Below are 16,639 nucleotides of genomic sequence, written 5' to 3'. Positions count from 1 at the left end.
CCCCGCCAGCGTTGCCGGCCGAGGCCAGCGTTACCTGCCGGCCGCAGCATCTGCGCGGCCGAGGTCCCTTCCTTGAGCCGGCGTTCATGCTTTGGAGAATCAACTGCGGCTCGCATCTGCCGTTGCGGATCCGAAGGCTGTCACGCCGCACCGGGCCGAGCGCGGTCAGCACCGTCTTCGGGGGGGTGCCGTCGCGGGGGGACCATCCTTCGACGTCCGTTGACAACCGCGCGCTGTCGCAGGGCGTCCAGGGACCCGTCGAGGAGGCCCCATCGAGCGGCGACGACGACGGCCTCATGCCGGTTCGACACGCCCAGCGTGCGGTACAGCTCCTGCAGGCGCCGGAACATCGCCCGTGTCGAGAAGTTTTCGTGGCTGGCGAGGCGTTCGACGCTCCATCCGTTGGCGAGGGCGGCGAGGCGCATGACGTCGGACTCACCCACCGGAGGGGCCGCGTTGGTCCTTCCGGGTCGGCTGAGAAGGTCGACGGCGATGGCTCTGGGAAGCCGGACAACGCCGGCCCACGTCGCTTCGAGCGCCGCCACGATCTCCTCGGGGGATGCGGCGTAGTCAACAACCCCCCAGGCGCCGGCCTGGAGCGCCTGGCGATAGTTGTCAACAGTGGGGTCTACGAGCAGCGCGAGGAGCGCGACCTGGTCGTCATATGCGCGGAGCGACGCAAGGGCTTCGGCGTCGGCTTCGCTCCGGATGGAGAGGAGCACCGCGAGGTGGCACTCGGCAGGGTGAGCTGCGTGGCGAAAGCGCTGAACCCAGGCAGAGCAGTCGCCCGGCTCGGCAGTTTCGTAGCCGGCGGCGTGAAGTTCGCGCGCGATTCCTTGTCGGTAGGCCGGAATGGGGTCTCGGATAGCGCACACGCGTCTTGGTTTGGTCATGCTGGTCGCTCGGGGAGTGGGAGTTCGCTCCGGATCTGTCGCTGCCAGGCCACGTAGCCACCGTCGGGACTTGACGCGGCTCGCTCGGGCGGCTGTAAACACCGGTCGGTGGCCGCGGCGACCCAGCTGGCGCTGGGCCGATCGAGTTGGTCGATCCACCGACGGAAGCTGTCTGGTGATGCCTCTCGACGCGCGGTCAAGCCGAACGCCAGGCCTTGAAGGAAGGCACGTCGCTCGATCTCGCTGCCCGATGGCGCTTCGGGCAGGGTACGCAGACGACGCATCCCCGCGAACGCGGTCGCCAGACCGAGTCCGGCGCTAAGTTCCGGTCTTCGTTGGGGGTCCAGGCGTTCGTGCTGGTCGCGGAAGACCTCGGGATGGCCGCTGGCGACGAACCAGAGCGCTCGGCCGTAACCCTGCAGCCACAGCGCCTCGAACTCCGGGTTGGGGAAGGGGCAAGGAACGTCGAAGCGCGGTGGTCTGGCCTTGAGGAAGCACGTCGCGAACGCCATCCCGTCGATGCTGAGTGCGGCAAACAGGCTGTCCTGTCGCCAGACGGGACTTCGTCTGATCGCGAGGGCGCCGAAGGGCCGAACGGCGTACCACCATCCCCAACCAGCGAAGATCAAATACTTGTGGCCCGGCAGATCCGTGAGGAGGACCCGATGCGCCGTGCGGGCTTTGCTCGGGTAAACAGTTCGGCCCGCGGCGAACGCCATAGCCGCTCCCTCGACGTAGAAGGGCGCGAGGTAGGCATCATTCAGTGAATCGAGCTCAGCGGTGACTGCTGCCGCGTCGAACGTCCGCAGCGAGTCGTTGAAGCCGTGAGCGAACTCGCGGCCGATGGCTGTGATCAGGTCGGCGTCATCTGCCGGGGCGAACAGTGAGATCCTGCGGTCGAGCCTTCTGTCGGTGAGCCTCATGCGGGCCACCAGGCGCGACCGCAGGCGATCGACGACGGTGATCATCGGCGCGGATTTGCGGCGTGGATCCGCTCAAGGAACTTGATCGCGGCGTCGTCGATCGGCGGCACGGTCAGCGTCCGGGCTTGCAGCCGGCGCGCCGCCCGCTTGTACTTCGGGTCGTTGAGGACGGTGGTCGCCGCGGTCGCGACATCTTCAGGGGTGAAGCTCGTCCAGTCCAACTGCACGCCCATGCCGTGTTGCTCGAAGCGGTTGGCAATCTCAAACGCGTCGAAGAGGAGCGGAACCGCGACGACTGGAACGCCGTTGACGATCGCCTGACGCGCAGTGGCCGGGCCCGCGTGCGTGAGCAACATGTCGATGGAGCGCATGAGCAACGCCTGGGGCACCCACTCGACGACGCGCACGTTCTCGGGGACCGGGACCCCGCCCATGATCTCCTTCCCATGCCAGTCGAGGCCCTTGCCGGTTGAGACGATGACGTTGGCGTCGACGCCGCCCATGCCGGCGATCACCTTCGCCAGTGGCGGCCCGTAGGAGGGAATCGTCGACGCGGCGGTGCCGAAACTGGCGTAGATGAGCGGGCGTTCGTCGTCGACGAGTTCGCCGACCCACGCCGGGAGCACGTCGCCGCGGCGGACTCCGTCCACTCGGACAGTGAACACGTTGGGCAGCTCAAGCTCTTCCGGTGCGAAGTCCGGTGCAAGCATGTTGATGTGGCCGTAGGCGTACTGCCGTCGACCGTCGGGGTCCGACGGCAGCCCGAACTCCTGGCGGCGCAGGTCGAGCGCGGCGACGACGCCTTTGCCGAGCATCATGCCGTTGAAGTCGAGGACCCCGACGGTAACGTGGGGCAGGCCTGCTCGCTCGGCAGCGAGATATCCGCCCAGTTCACCCGTGTCGCGCAGCACGATGTCTGGATTCCAGTCCTCGATCGCTTTGGCGACGTCGTTGCCCATCGCGATCGCAGCGTCGCCGCAGAACAGCTCGGCCAGGAAGGTCTGCGTGAAGTCCTCCATATCTTCGGGGAGGACGTCGCCGTCGAGGTCGTCGATGAAGGCGCCGACCCAGTCCGGCCCGGCGGTGATGTGCTCGATGCCGAGCGCCTCGACGGTTGCGGCGAAGCGCTCCGACACGGCAATTGCGACGTCGTGGCCGCAGCGCTTGGCGGCTTCGGCGACGGGGATCAGCTCAAGCAGGTGATCGTGTGCGGGCAGACTGCAGAAGAGAAGCTTCATAGCGGGTCGGACCTCCGTGATGAGTTGTGTTGTGGACGGTAGTGAGCTACTGGCCGCTTCGTCGGCCGCCTAAGGGGCCACGAGGTGGGAGAAGCGGGCCGCGAGATGTGAAACTGCGAGATGGGCGGACTCCATGGCGCCATCGAGGAAGGGATGGTCGATGACGTCGACGCCGGCGATGGCGATCCGTCCTACGCCGGCAGCGAGCTGACGTCGTGCCTCGGTCGCGGCGTCGCCGTCGCCTGGGCGATCGCGCGAGGTGCTGTAGCGGGCGTAGCCGTGCGGCCAGATCTCGATCCGGGCTTCGGCGATGTCGCGTTCGGCATCGAATCCACCGGGAGCGAGGGCATCAGTCAGGAGGTTCCGCAGTTCCGAGGCGATCTCGCGGCGTGCTGCGGCCGCGGCAAGCCGGCGACGGCCAGCGGCTGCGCCGGCGGCGGGCGTCATGCCCGCCGCGGTGAGTGATCCGAGCGCGGTCGCAGTCGTCGGGTTGTCGGGCGACTGCGACGGGGCGGAGGCTCCGATGGTGACTGGGAACTCCAGTCCAGCGATCTGCCAGGTGGGGTGGCCGGGCCAGGAGATGCGAGAGATACCGAGCGACTGCCAGGCGCGCCAGTTCCGAAAGGCGATGGAGGCGGACACGATTGGGTACCGGCCGAGAGAGGCAGCAGTCGCCTGCTGGTCTCGCTCGAGCTCTGGGACGAGCCGCGCCGCGGCGAACGCGGGGGCGGCGACGATCGCGGCTCGCCCCCGGTACGTGTTCGTGCCTTCGCCAGGGTGCTCGACATCGACAACGACGTTGCCGGATCCGTCATGTCGAAGGTTGGTGGCCTTGGAGTTGAGGCGGATCTGGACCTGGCTACCTGGCCGGTCGAGCGCGTCGATGGACATGACGGCCGTGAGCCGGTCGTCGACGGTGGTGGCGCCGAACAGGTCGGGGATGAGGTGGTGCGCGATCGCCCGAGCGATGGTTGCGTTGCCGTCTGGGAACCGGAATATTGGCGGGTCCATGTGCGGAAAGAACCTTGCGCCGGTTTGGGTCAACCCCTCCCAGGGGTCGCCGGCCGCGCGGATACCGAGCCCGTTCAAGCCCATGTAGCCGACGAGCGCGGCGTCGAGGGCAGGGTGCTGGTCGAAAGTCATGCCCGACTGCGCAGACGTGCTGTATCGCAAGAATCGATGCGTGTCGTCGTCGAGCGAGGCGAAGTCTCGAAGCAGTTGGTCACAGCTCCGGCTTCGTAGCTCGGCGAGCTTCTCGTCATCGGTCCTGCCCTTGAGCCAGTCAGTCGGTTGGCTGACCAGAGCAGCCACCTCTGGTCTCGCCCGACGCGCGATGGGTGCAGCGGCGAAGTCAGCGGCGGCCGCCTGGTCGTCGGCGACCAGGTGGCTTCGCCCCCAAACCGACGCCGCGAAGGCGAATCCGTGGCCACCGGCGCCCCGCTCGATGTAATGCGCTGGTGCCGAGTCGGAGTAGAAACGATCGGTGTCGACGCCGAGCTTGGACAAGGCGGATTTCACCGCGGGGGCGAAGGCGGAGGGGAAGGTGAGGTCCTGAGCGCCGCCCGGCGAGATCAGCCTCCGACCGTCGACCTCGAAGGCGTGCTGGATTGCTGGGCCGCCGATCCGCGCACTCTGCTCGATGATCAAAATTCGTGCGTCTCGGTCGACGTCCGTGATCCAGTAGTAGGCGGCCGACAGCCCAGCGATGCCACCGCCAACGACGATCAGGTCAAATGCCTGCATGGTGTTGTCCGGCGCTGGCGAGGCGGAGCGCGCGTTCGTCATTGTCAGTCTCCTGCTCGCGAATGTCGGGGCTGGTCGGGCGACTCGTGGCCGCGGCGAAGCAGGCACACGCCGACGGAGGTGACCAGGCCGCGGCGGCCCTGACGAATGCCTGGATGGCGCGATGACCTCGAGCGCCGTTTCGTAGGCGACCGACCACGCTTCGTAGGCGAAATCCAGCGCGGCACCAAGCGGCGTGATGCCGGCGCCAACGAGCACGGGCCGGGAACGGCGGCGTGCAGCCCGCTGCCTCGCGGCGTCATGCGGACCCCTGGTCCCCGTGCGGCGGGATGATCGTCAGCGGCCGACCGGACGCGTCAAGGTCCCAGACGAGGCGCGCCGCGAACGTGCCCGGGGCCTGCTGCTCGGCCCACTGGTCGCTGACGATCGTCGCGAGCTGGGATCGGGTCGGCGTCCAGCCGAGCGCTTCTCGGGCCGGACGCAGGTCACACGCGGGTCGCTCGTCGACATCGGCGCGGTCGGGCAGGTACCGGCGCAGCACGCGGCGCCGGGTCACGCGTTCCACGGCCGCGACGATGGCTTCGATTGTGGCCAGCTGGCCGCTGCCGATCTCGATGGCCTGGTAGCGGGCGGTCGGCCGGCGTGCAGCGGAGATAACCGCGCGCGCAGCATCGAGGACATGCAGATAGTCGCGGCCTGATGATCCTCTGCCGTACACGGGAAAGGGCCGGCTTTCGTGAGCGGCGCGTAGCGCCGCGGCGACGACGCCACGGTCGGGCTGGATTCGCGGTCCGCTGAGTGTGTTCAACCTCAACGAGATGGCCGGGCTCGCCTGGGCGCTGTAGCGCTCGACGAGTTGCTCGGCGACCAGCTTCGACTCAGCGTAGGCCACCCTTTCGGACTCCGACCTGGTCCTCGCTCCGTTCAGACCGGTGATCATTGCGGTTGATGCGAACACGACATGGCACCGGCTCGTTGCGGCGGCCGCGTCGAGAAGCAGGTGCGTCGCGTCGACGATGCCCTGCGCGTAGGCAGCGCCGTTCGGCGGGCCGGGCTGGAGCGGCGTCGCGGCGGCCAGATGGCAGACGACGTCGGCCTTGGCCGTCGCCTCCCGCAGAACTCGGGCCGTTTCCACCGACGGTTCGGCGAGCTGTCGCCCGGAGAAGGTCGTGACATCGTCGCCAAGTGCGGCGAACCCCTCGGCGACCCAACGGCCGAGGTAGCCGGTTGCTCCGGTGAGCAACACACGCACAGGGCGCTTCGACGGCACTGCTCCCATGGCAAGGGCGCGAGGTACGCCACCTTGGGGCCAGCGGACCCGGCGGCTCTGTTGGAGGCTCACGGCTCAGCCTCCGCGGGGGCGACGGCCACCATCACCAGCTCCGGTCCCACCGCGTTGACCTGGATTTCCGCGGCGATTCCGGCAGCGTCGAAGTGGGCCCGCCATCCTGCCTCAGCGTAGAAACGGCTTCCGCGTGAATAGGCGTCGGCCGGCATCGGTAGGAGATTGAAGATGAACTCCTGGTGCACGAGGTCGCCGGCGGCGCACAGCGATTCGCTGAGCACCAGGGTGCCGCCCGGTCGCAGCAGCGATCGAAGGTTGCGCAGGGTCGAGGGGAGATCGACGGCGTTGTGCAACGCGTTGACAGCGAGCACGAGGTCGAAGCTCCTCGGGACCAGTCCCTGGTCGTCGACGAGGTCGAAGTCGAATCGTCGGAACCTGAGGCGAACGTTGGACGGGGCTCGCTCCCCGTGCGCCCGCCGGGTGCTCACCAAGAGGCTGGCGCTCGTGTCAGTGACGGTGTAGTCGAAAGCGCCGGAGAGGTCGTTGGGCCACTCCGCGAGCAGGTGGGCGGTCGCGCCGCCGGTTCCGGCGCCGACTTCGAGAATCCGTGTGCCGTTTCCCGTACGAAGGATGCGGTTGACCGTGGCCGCCGCAGCGGCGTTGAGAGGTTCGTACAGACAGTTGCGTGACTGGAAGTAGCCGTTCCACAGCCGCATGCCCTCGCCAGACAGAAGAATCGACTGACCGGAGGCGGTGCCGTCAAGGAATCGGGGGTACGCGCTGGCGGCATGGCGCAGGAGGTCGACCGTCGGTGCGAGGGCTTCCGCCGACGAGTCAGCCAGTCGCGAGGGCTGGGAAGGCATCCGGTAGGTGGCGGCCCGGCGAAGCCAGTCGACGCAGTGCATCCGATGCTCATCGGTAGGGTCGACGGCGCCGAGGTCGAGCGCTTCGAGGATCGACTGTGCGAGTTCGGTCGTGACCTCCCAGGCGCGAACGCACGTGTCGAGGTAGGGCTCGTCGACGAAGGCGTCCACGGAACCCGCGTTGACATGCGTCTGGTCGGCCATTTCATTCCACATCTACATCGACTCCAGGACGATCGCCCCGTAGAACCCGCCGAAACCGACGGCGGTCTTGACGGCGTGCCGAATGACCTTCGAAGACCATGTGGTCGGGAGGTCGAGGCCGTGAGCCGGCACGACAGCCGGCTCGGTGGCGCGGACCGCAGGAACGCGCCGTTCCTTCATCGCCTTGAGCAGCAGGGCCGTCTCCAGCAACGACGAACCACCGAGATTGTGACCGACGAACGGCTTGAGCGGCAGGCACACCGGTTGCTTGCGCCGGTCCGGCCACAGCTCGCGGATCGTTCTGATCTCGTAGTTGTCGATCATCGATATGCCGGTGCCGTGGGGAACGATGGCGTCGATGCTTTCCGCGTCGATCTCTGCCTCGTGGAGCGCTCGCCGGATGGAACGCGCCTGGTTGGCGCTCGCGGGGTTGGGCGCGCTGATGCGCCACCCGTCCTGCGTGAACCCGGCGCCGAGTAGGCGGCCGTAGATCCGGGCGCCCCGGCGTCGCGCGTGCTCCTCGTCTTCGAGGACGACCGCAGCGCCGCCGTCGCCGAAGACGGTGCCCGACGTCGCCGTGTCGAACGGCCGAGGAACCCCATCGGTCGCGTAGAGGTGCATGTCGGCGAACCATCGGAACTTGCCTGAGCTGAGTGGGTCATCAGAGGCTGCCGCAATGGCAAGCGGGCTGCGGCCGAGCCGTATCTGTGTGGCCGCGTTGTCGATCGCGGTGAGACCTGACGCGCACGCAGAGTTGACAAAAGCACACTCACCGCCAATGTGGAGCGCTCGAGCAACGAGGTAGGGGGCGAGGAACGTGTTCAGCGCAAAGATCTGTTCCGACAGGTCACCGTAGCCGGGATGCAGCGGTGTGGTGGTGACGTCGGCGACTGACCCGTACAAGGTGCGTGCCAGGCGCTCGACGCCCGGGTGTTCGTCGGCGACCACGAGTCCGATCTCGCGTAGGTCGAGATCTGAGGTCGATCGCAGACCAGCGTCGTCGATCGCGAGTCCGGTGGCTGCGACAAGATGTTTGATGTCGCGTTGCTGGTCTATGCCTTCGCGCTCGAGCTGAGCGCCGTCGACGTAGGTCTCGGTGATGTCGGCGATCCGATAGTCCGGGGCGACGAAAACCTTGAACTTACGATCCTCTTCGCGTGCGGAGGGTAGCTCGACGACCTCAGCGCAAGGCGGTGCCTTTTCGATCGTCCGCCACGTGCTATCAATTCCGATGCCGGCGGCGCTGACGACGCCGAGCCCCGTGATTACCACTTGCCTGGTCATCAGCGCCCCCTATGCTGTTAGCCCACCGTCGACGACGAAGGTCTGACCGGTGATGTATCGAGCGCCGTCCGAGGTGAGAAAGCTCACGAGTGGGGCGATATCCGCTGGTTCTGCGAAACGCCGGAGCGCGATTCGGTTCAGATAGCCACGCTTGACGGCGGCCGGAAGACCGGCGGTCATCGCCGATTCCACCAATCCCGGCGCGACTCCGTTGATCGTGATGCCGAACTGCCCAAACTCTCGCGTCAAGGCTCTGATCATTGCCTCCATGCCGCCTTTGCTCGCGCCGTAGTTCGCTTGACCCGGAACGCCGACCTGCCCGGAAACAGAGGAAATAAGGATGATCCGGCCGAATCCGGCACGGACCATATCCGCGCCGGCGAGCCGAACGAAGTGCATCGCTCCTCGGAGATTCGTGTCGAGAACATCAGTCCAGTCCTCGTCGGCCATGTGCAGGAGGGGGCGATCGCGTCGGATGCCGGCGCTGTAGACGAGTGCGGCAGGCGGCCCCAGCGCCTCGACGAAGCGCTGGTAGGTCGAGCGGATCGCCGCAGGATCCCGCGTGTCGCATTGGCTGGCGATGCTGTCCACCCCGGCCCGATCGGCTTGGCGCAGGAGGTCCCGGATCGGCTCCTCGTTCGCGTTGTATGTGAGCGCGACGCGGTGGCCGGCGTTGATGAAACTGGCTGCCATCGCCCGGCCAAGATCGCCACTGGCGCCTATGAGGAACGTTGCGGGCCGCGCCGTTTGGCTCCGGGTCGTTGGGCGGGCGTCGTCCTCTGGCCGTGTCGTCACCGCACTACCGCCTCTGCCTCGTCGACTCCACCCGGCTCGGTCACGCCGGCGGGCTTCGAAGCAAACGCGTTCGCGAACCTGACGAGCGCCACAACGCTTGTCGCACCAGGATCGCTTGGCAGGAATTCCTCGGATGAGCCCGCGTCCGCCGACGGTCTCGGCAGAACTCCCGCCCGGTGCAGCTGCATGCTCAGTGGCGCGAGGTGGTTCGCACCGAGCGTGGTCGGGTCTGCGCTGACGGCGATGAGGGCTGCGACGGTGCCCGTCGTGCCGTTCGCCAGTCGCCGCGACTCGAAACCGCCGACGAACACGACGTCCGCGCTGTTGTCGCGAAGCAGGCCGCGGGCTGCGACGAGCGCCGACCACACGGACTCGATGCCTGCGCTCACGACGACGTTCGGGCCGCGACATCGCGCGGCGATCGCCGCGTTACCGGCCGCTGCGTTGTGGACGGTCATCGGGAAGAGCGCGGGGTTCACGAGATGGTCTCCCACGCGGATCGACTCTTCGAGGAACTCCTCGATGTCCGGAGCGGCGCCAGTTGCCGTACCGAGAACGATGCCGCGACGGTCGGGCTCGGGAAGGTCGGGGTTGGCTCGCTGGAGCCAACCCCGTAGAGCCTGCACCACGACGGCGGAGCGCGAGGACCGGTATCGGCGAACGAGGGCGGCGAGGTCAGCCGGTGGTTCCGGAGGGGCCGTGAGGTTCGCGACCTGGCTGAGGTCGAAGTCGGCGGCGATGGTCGCCGTGGAGCAGTGGATCTCGTTCGTCATGTGGTGGTCGCCTCCAAAGCAGCCTCTGGCCGCCGTAGACCGACACATGTGTTGTTGCCGCCGAAGGCGAAGGCGTTGTTGAGCACCAGGTCGATCTGGGCCGCGTCGTCGCGTCCGCCGGTCGCTGGCCGGATGCCGAGCGAGGTGCTGGCTCCGTCGAGACCCCACTGCGGAATCGTTTGCTGGTGCTTGATCACGAGCGCGCAGGCGACCGCCTCGATCGCGCTGGCAGCGCCGAGAGAGTGCCCGATGAGCGCTTTGATCGAGCTGATCGGCGGGCGGGGCTCAGCGAACACCTGCAAGTAGGCGGCCGCTTCGGCTGCGTCGTTCTGTGGCGTTCCGGTGCCATGGGCGCAGACGTAGGCGACTTCGGATGGGTCTGCGGCCGCGATCGCGGATTTCATTGCCCGAGCTACGCCGTCGCCGGACGGATCCGGTGCCGCCGGGTGCTTCGCGTCACAGGTGAGTCCGTAGCCGGCGATCGTCGCTCGCACGGTCGCGTCGCGGGCGGCAGCGTGCGCCGCCGACTCCACGATCAGGAAGGCGGAGCCTTCCCCGAGCAGCAATCCGTCTCGTTCGTCGCTGAACGGGCGGCAGCGCTCTTGCGCCATGCCTCGCATTCGCGAGAATCCCACGAAGGCCATCCGCGAGATCGCCTCCGCACCGCCGCAGATCACGACGTTGGCGGAGCCGCTGGCGATGAGCTGTGTCGCACGGATCAGCGCCATGTTGCCCGCGGCGCAGGCCGTGACAATCAGGTCGGTCGGGACCGAGCCGCCAACGTGCCGCGCGATCCGCGTGCGGAGTGACTCGTCCAGGCTCAGGGAGCCTGGGCGACCGGAACCCGCCTGCATGGCTTCGCGCCGTGGCCCCTCGTGGTCTGCGACGTCGCCGACCGTCGTTCCGACCAGTACGCGGTCTGGTCGGACGCCGCCGATGCCGGCGTCGGCGATCGCTTCGTCCAGCGCCGCGAGCGCGAACGTGGCCGTCCGGCCAGCGTGGAGCTGATCGGCGTCGACGCGATCAAAGCCAGGCGTCCAGGGCCCGATCTCGCCCGCGACGTGGTTCGGCAGGTCGTCCGTCGGGAACAGCGATACCTCACGGAATCGAGGCGTGTCGCGCTGCAGCCCCAGCCAGAAGTTCCCGGCTCCGATGCCGGCGGCACTGACGACCCCGAGGCCGGTGACGACCGGAGTTCTGGCGATCATCCGGCCGCGACCGCTTCGGCGAACTGTACGACCTCGTTGATGTTGTCCAGCTGCGGAGTCTGGTCCTCAGGCACGATCTTGCCAAGGTGCTGCTCGACGAGAGCAATGAGCTCAAGCCGGCCCAGCGAGTCGACCCCTAGCTCAGCGAACGATGTGTCAAGTTCGATCTCATCTGGCTCGACCATGACCAACATCGCGACCGTCTCTCGAAGTGTCTCTGCGAGTTCCACTTCTCTCCTTTTCGGGCCTGCCCGGTAGCGCGCGGGCACCTGGACCATTTGTCGACCGACTCAATCAGCGGCACGAATCTGTTCCGTGGCGTGACTTCTGACGATCGTCGGTGAGGTCCCGCTGCCGGTCGGAACCGTGGACGCGCGGCGTGAGGCCGCGGCGGACCGCTTCGACGCGACCGTGTTCGCGGTCCACATTCCGATTCCGCGACATGCACTGACGATCGTGAGCGCGAAGAAGACGCCGAAGGTCACGTGGAAGGCCATGAGGACTCCGTAGACGGCGGCGACCGAGAGCCCGAACGCAACCTGACCCTCCTTCGACCTGGGTGTCGTTCCAGGGTCGGTGATCATGTACAGCGTGAAGAGCAGGAGCGCCATCCCCGTGAGCGGAGCCATCGCGGCGAGGAACGAGGTGTCGTCGATGAGGACAGCGCGGACCGCAGCTTGGACCGTGAAGCCGCCGACCCAAGCGAAGATCAGCGGGAGCTTGCCGGTGAAGATGAAGTTGATGAACAACCCTAGGCAAGCGAGGAACGCAGGGAGCGCAATGTCGCCGAAGTGGCCGAAGCTTTCGGTGAACTGGTACGGCGGCGCGATGCTGACGGTACCGGCGAACAGCAGAAGCACGGCGGTGATGCCGAAATTCGAGGGGTTGAAGTAATGCTTGTCGCCGCGCTGGGTCCGGACCCGGAATATGTACTTACTGCTGATCGCGATGACGGCGGCGACTGCGAAAAGATCGAGGCGATCGCTGATGAACAGCAGCATCGCCAGCGCGCACCCGCTGATGTGCGCCGGGAGGAGGAAGTTGACGAGGGAGACGACCCGCTCGCGAGGGGAGGGAGTGACGGCGTTGGCGAGGTAGCTGGGCCGCCTCGCATCGCGCGCGGCCACGAGCGTCTCGAGCGCCAGCTCGGTGGCGTAGCACGTCAGCACCGCGATGATCAACTGGGCGATGCTCTGCTCGAAGCCGAGGAACAGGTGTCCGGCGACGTTGAGCACAGTGATCGCGACGGCGAATCGCCGCAGCGCTGCGAGTCGCAGCTTCACAGGGTCCGAGGGTCGGATCTTCGCTGGTAGGTCCCGAAGCCGGGTGCGTGGTTTCGCAGGCGCAGGGGAGAGCGCCACCGTCGCGGTCATGGCAGCACCACCGTGTGCCAACCAAGGCCGACCTCGACCTCGGCGGTTTGCACCTTCCCTGCGGTATCCCGCCAGGTCAGGGTAACGGTGGACGGTGCCGCCGGGTCGGTGCCGAGACCGAAGTGGACGTCGGTGCTGCTTTGGCCACCGTGCCCGTTGCCTCCGTCGACATAGGAGCGCAGGGCGGTTCCGTCGGCGGTCTTGACGGTTGCCGAGGCGCCGATCGCGGCGGTACCCCCTAGTTCGTGTGGCGGGCGAAGGCCCTGTATCACTCGGGGCGCACCTTGATCGCCCTGTCCGGGGCGAGGAGCGCCGTTGGCTGCGCGAAGGATCCTGAGGCCGACGAATGCGCCGCATTTGTCGCAGCCATTGACGACGAGCCGAGAGTCGGCCCACTGATTCGCCTCGACCCAGTCGAGGTCGCCGTCGCCGTCAATGTCGGCGAGCGCGATTCCGCGCATCAGGCCCCCATCGTCGAGACCAGAGGCTTCAGCGATGTTCGCATACCCGTCCTCGGTCTGTGTCATCACGACCCGAGGGGCTTCTCCACTGATGTCCGCGCCCGTCAGGTCCGGCCATACGTCTGGGTCAGCGATCAGCGCGTCATTGGAAAGCGCAAGTTCTTGAATCTCTGGCCACCGGTTCACCGCGCCACGAACGAAGCCGGTCGCCTGTAGAAGCTCGGCTCGCCCGTCGTTGTTCAGGTCACCCACCTTGTTGTCCCACGAGAAGGCCGTTCGGGCAAGGCCGAGCGTCTCGGCCCCTGGCCGGAAGGTGGGCACGCCGTCATCGGTTTGGCCCTCACCGAGAAAGAGCAACTGGCTCTCGAACAGGCCGAACTCCTGCGTGATGTTGCTGACGTAGATGTCGTAGTCGCCGTCGCGGTCGACATCGGCTATCGAGACGCCCATCCCCTTGAAGGAGTCTCGGCCGATCATCGTCGACCGCGGGTTGGAAATCCCCTTGCCGCCGCCGTCGACGTTCTGAAGCGCCAGCCTGCCGTCGACCGACCGGTTGACGAAGAAGCGGTCCGGGCCGAAGTCGTTGGCGACGTAGAGCTCGGGCAGCGAGTCGCCGTTGACGTCAGCGGCTGCTGCAGCAAGCGTCCAGCCCAGTGAGTGATCGTCCGAGAAGGCATCCGCGACGAGCTCGAACGAGACACCGGGGAATCCAGGCCGCCCGAGAAGCACGTAGTTCCTGCCGCCGTTGAACGCTCGTGAGAGCGAGTCGTTCATGGCGACGGTCCTCGACGAGCCCTGGTCGAGGAGTTCAGAGCCGTCTGCGAAGTAGTTGCCGATGAAGATGTCGAGGACGCCGTCACCGTTCAGGTCGCTGAACACCGCGGTGTTCGTGTACCAGTCGAGGCCGGCTCCCTCGCGGCCCAGCACGTCATGTGGCTCGAACGTCCTGCCGCCGCGGTTGAGGAAAGCGACCGGTCCGCGTCCCCAGAAGTAGACAAGAGCGTCCGTCCAGCCGTTGCCATCCATATCGGCGAGCCGGCAACCCGTCGGCGCCTGCTTGTCCGCTTCATAGGGAAGCGCCGGTGCGCCTGGGCCCGTGACGATCCCATCCCGGCTGACCAGGGTCACCGCCGGCTGACCCGTAGCCGCCACCTTGTGGAGGCTGACGGAGTCCGAGCGCGGGTCCACAAGGCAGGCATCGTTGGCGAGGGCGTCGCCGTCGAGATCAGCGATGGCCGCTCCGGCGCCGACCGAGCTGATCCACGTCGCGACGTGGTCGACGGAGGGGTTGAGCTTACGGAGCGACTGGGCCGGATCCACCGCTGGCGCGATGGGGGTAACCCGCAGGGCAAGGGGCTCGGCGCTCGCCGAATTCGGCGAAGCAGGGGCGACCATGAACCCCAGCGCGACCGCGACGAGGGGTACCGCAAGGAGCGCCGTTTGGAACACCGGCCGCCCCCGAGGAACTATCGGCATCGAAGCCCCCAGATCTTCTCAAGTGCCAACTGGTCCGCAGAGGGGAAACGGAGAATCTGCTGGGATCGCGTCTTCTTCAGTGAAAGACAGCGGTGGCGCCGTAAACGCAAAATCCGCCAAGAAGATAGACCTGCAAAGGGGCGTGTGCTGCTCGTGTAGAACTCCACCTCGTTCCGCACCTGCCACTGCCTTCCGATAACGTCCGTAAGGTCACGGAGTAGGATCATCTAGGCGTCAATCGATGGTCGCGTGCAGCTGTCTTGATCACCCCCGTTGCCTGTCGGCCGAACGCGGCCAGGACGCTCCCCTGCTCAGCAACCGTCCGCTGCGGGGCCGGCGTGCCGCGCCACCTCGTCCACTCTGGACGTTATTTCACGAGCACGGCGTGTAGCGCAAGGGGGTAGAAAGCTCTGCCACGAAAAGCCGCGCGACGACCGAATTTGGCGGTCCCTAGTGGTTTGTCGCGGTCCCGGTTTGGGCGATAACGGCGCGTTCGCAGCCCGCCGTGAGCCTGTCACATGCCCTGCTAGGGAAGGCTGTCCACTCCAGCAACCTGCCCGACGACGCGCCGATGGACTGGAAGCGGCAGACGTGGGCCAGGTCTGCTATTGCGGCCGTTCAGCCCCTTGCCTGGAGCGCGGCAGCGGTGCTAAATGTCAGAGGTCAACTGCGGCACCCCCCATTGAAGGGAGCCGATAGTGCCAGAGGTTTTCACCGGAAAAGTCGAGGTTAAGACCACAACGGGAACGAGCGGTTCCTCGCCGACCACGCGCCAGCTGTGCTGGCCGCGCTGCGAAGGGGGCTGGCGCTGGTGACAGTCGACTGCCCGGCCGAGTTCCACGCCGAGCAAAGGCGTTCGACGGCATCGAGGTTCGGATGACGCTGCGCCAGATGGTTGGCAATCACACCACTACGGGGTTCGACTATGTCCGTTTAGAGCCGGGATCGCCACAGCTGCTAGCCCGGGGCGGGCAGGCGGTGGTATGTGCACGCCGAACCGCGGGCGACTTTGACCCCTCCTGGCTGCACGGCGAGCCGAAGAACGCGCTCGAACGGCATTCCGCAGCGGCGCCGGCATGAACGTCGGGATCGTTGGAACCGGTCCAATGGGGCTCGCGCTGGCTCACGGGCTGCGATCTGCCGATCTGGGCGTGCAGCTGTGCAGCGCCGGCAGCCGTCGCGGTGCGGCGAGGGATCAGCGGGAGCTGTTCGAACTCGTCGACTGGGCATCGGCGATCATCCTCGCGGTGCCATTCCCTATCGCTCTCGCGATGGCGAGTGGCCCGCTGGGAAAACGCGGCGAAGGGCGCACGCTCGTAGACGTCACCAACCCGACGATGACGCAAGTCACGAACCCGGCGATGACGCGGGCCGCCTCCCCACCGCCGGATCGTTCGGGAGGTGAGAGGATCGCCGAGGCGGCACCCGGTTGGCGGGTCGCCAAGGCCTTCAACACGGTCTCGGCGGCGGTAGTCGAGCAGGGTCCACGCTCCCAGGGGCCACCGGTTTCGCTGCCCGTGGCCAGCGACCACAGCTTGGCCTTGCGAGATGTCTTCGTCCTCGCGGAGGCCCTTGGCTTTGAACCGCTGGATGCTGGTGGCATCGACAGCAGTCGACACCTGGAGTCGCTCGCCGTCCTGCTGCGCCAGATCAGCGCCCGCCAACATCGCAGCGGACGGGTCAGCATTCACATTGATCTCGATCATGACAAACGTGGCGCCTACCAGCGGTAGTGAGCAGTTGTTGCCCCTATCTCCAGACCTGGCACGGCTGTCGACCTGTCCCCGTTTCGATCTGGACAATGAGCCGAGCGGCGGCGGTTCGATGTCGAACCTCAAGTGTACGTCCGGCCAGGTATCGCACTACCCGCTGCAGGCGCTGCTCGGCGTGCCGGGCGCAGTGCACGACCTGGGCGGCCGGTCGACGCGTGGTGCGCAGGGTGGCCGAAATCAACGCCGCAGCACCAACTGTCCCGCCTCATCGGCACGACATGACAGGAGGACTTCCGCTGACGACCATGGTGCCGACCCGTGGCGCGAGCCACCGAACCGCCTGCTGGTGCTCGCCGCCACGACCCGCCACCCGAACGCCGCCTCCGTGCCGGCACGAACCGCCGGACG

14 protein-coding genes are annotated in these 16,639 nt (G+C 67.0%); 1 reads left to right on the top strand and 13 read right to left on the bottom strand.

What is annotated here, in order from left to right:
- Positions 1 to 140: 140 nt before the first annotated feature.
- From E1193_RS01265 to E1193_RS01205, 13 genes are all read right to left on the bottom strand, one after another.
- A complete protein-coding gene (locus E1193_RS01265; RefSeq protein ID WP_132179353.1) occupies positions 141 to 722 on the bottom strand; it encodes a response regulator transcription factor in 582 nt (193 codons plus the stop codon).
- Positions 723 to 889: 167 nt separating this feature from the next.
- Positions 890 to 1,861, bottom strand: coding sequence for a DUF1702 family protein (locus tag E1193_RS01260; protein ID WP_132179351.1), 972 nt, complete (start codon positions 1,859 to 1,861; stop codon positions 890 to 892).
- Entirely contained in the window at positions 1,858 to 3,054 is a 1,197-nt protein-coding gene (locus E1193_RS01255; protein WP_132179349.1) for a glycosyltransferase, read from the bottom strand. Before E1193_RS01255 ends, E1193_RS01260 begins: the two co-directional genes overlap by 4 nt.
- A 69-nt stretch (positions 3,055 to 3,123) precedes the next feature.
- A complete protein-coding gene (locus E1193_RS01250; RefSeq protein ID WP_132179347.1) occupies positions 3,124 to 4,839 on the bottom strand; it encodes an FAD/NAD(P)-binding protein in 1,716 nt (571 codons plus the stop codon).
- Positions 4,840 to 5,095: 256 nt separating this feature from the next.
- Positions 5,096 to 6,043 (bottom strand): NAD(P)-dependent oxidoreductase, encoded by a 948-nt coding sequence (locus E1193_RS01245; RefSeq protein WP_165945573.1) that lies wholly within the window; start codon positions 6,041 to 6,043, stop codon positions 5,096 to 5,098.
- Between the two features lie 92 nt (positions 6,044 to 6,135).
- Positions 6,136 to 7,149, bottom strand: coding sequence for a class I SAM-dependent methyltransferase (locus tag E1193_RS01240; protein ID WP_165945572.1), 1,014 nt, complete (start codon positions 7,147 to 7,149; stop codon positions 6,136 to 6,138).
- 12 nt (positions 7,150 to 7,161) lie between these two features.
- On the bottom strand, positions 7,162 to 8,433 hold the full coding sequence (locus tag E1193_RS01235) for a beta-ketoacyl synthase N-terminal-like domain-containing protein (protein ID WP_132179341.1): 1,272 nt from the start codon (positions 8,431 to 8,433) through the stop codon (positions 7,162 to 7,164).
- A 9-nt stretch (positions 8,434 to 8,442) separates the two neighbouring features.
- The gene (locus E1193_RS01230; protein WP_279433281.1) at positions 8,443 to 9,228 is read right to left on the bottom strand and encodes an SDR family oxidoreductase; all 786 of its coding nucleotides are present in this window, start codon (positions 9,226 to 9,228) and stop codon (positions 8,443 to 8,445) included.
- Positions 9,225 to 10,001 (bottom strand): beta-ketoacyl synthase chain length factor, encoded by a 777-nt coding sequence (locus E1193_RS01225; RefSeq protein WP_165945571.1) that lies wholly within the window; start codon positions 9,999 to 10,001, stop codon positions 9,225 to 9,227. Before E1193_RS01225 ends, E1193_RS01230 begins: the two co-directional genes overlap by 4 nt.
- Positions 9,998 to 11,209, bottom strand: a complete 1,212-nt coding sequence (locus E1193_RS01220; RefSeq protein WP_132179335.1) for a beta-ketoacyl-[acyl-carrier-protein] synthase family protein — start codon at positions 11,207 to 11,209, stop codon at positions 9,998 to 10,000. The genes E1193_RS01225 and E1193_RS01220 overlap by 4 nt, the downstream gene beginning before the upstream one ends.
- Positions 11,206 to 11,439: an acyl carrier protein gene (locus E1193_RS01215; RefSeq protein WP_165945570.1), complete on the bottom strand. Its 234-nt coding sequence runs from the start codon at positions 11,437 to 11,439 to the stop codon at positions 11,206 to 11,208. Before E1193_RS01215 ends, E1193_RS01220 begins: the two co-directional genes overlap by 4 nt.
- Positions 11,440 to 11,499: 60 nt before the next feature.
- Positions 11,500 to 12,492 carry an enediyne biosynthesis protein UnbU gene (locus E1193_RS01210; protein WP_207922489.1) on the bottom strand — a complete coding sequence of 331 codons (993 nt, stop codon included), beginning with the start codon at positions 12,490 to 12,492 and terminating at the stop codon, positions 11,500 to 11,502.
- A gap of 86 nt (positions 12,493 to 12,578) precedes the next feature.
- Positions 12,579 to 14,492, bottom strand: coding sequence for a CRTAC1 family protein (locus E1193_RS01205; protein ID WP_165945569.1), 1,914 nt, complete (start codon positions 14,490 to 14,492; stop codon positions 12,579 to 12,581).
- A gap of 1,103 nt (positions 14,493 to 15,595) precedes the next feature.
- On the opposite strand from E1193_RS01205, the gene E1193_RS01200 reads away from it, so the two are divergent.
- Entirely contained in the window at positions 15,596 to 16,252 is a 657-nt protein-coding gene (locus E1193_RS01200; protein ID WP_132179329.1) for a hypothetical protein, read from the top strand.
- Positions 16,253 to 16,639: the final 387 nt, after the last annotated feature.

The sequence above is a fragment of the Micromonospora sp. KC606 genome, from assembly GCF_004348675.1.
Taxonomy (GTDB): Bacteria; Actinomycetota; Actinomycetes; order Mycobacteriales; family Micromonosporaceae; genus Micromonospora.
The sequence above is the reverse complement of the archived record's forward strand: the minus strand, read 5'-3'. Positions and strand labels throughout refer to the sequence as shown.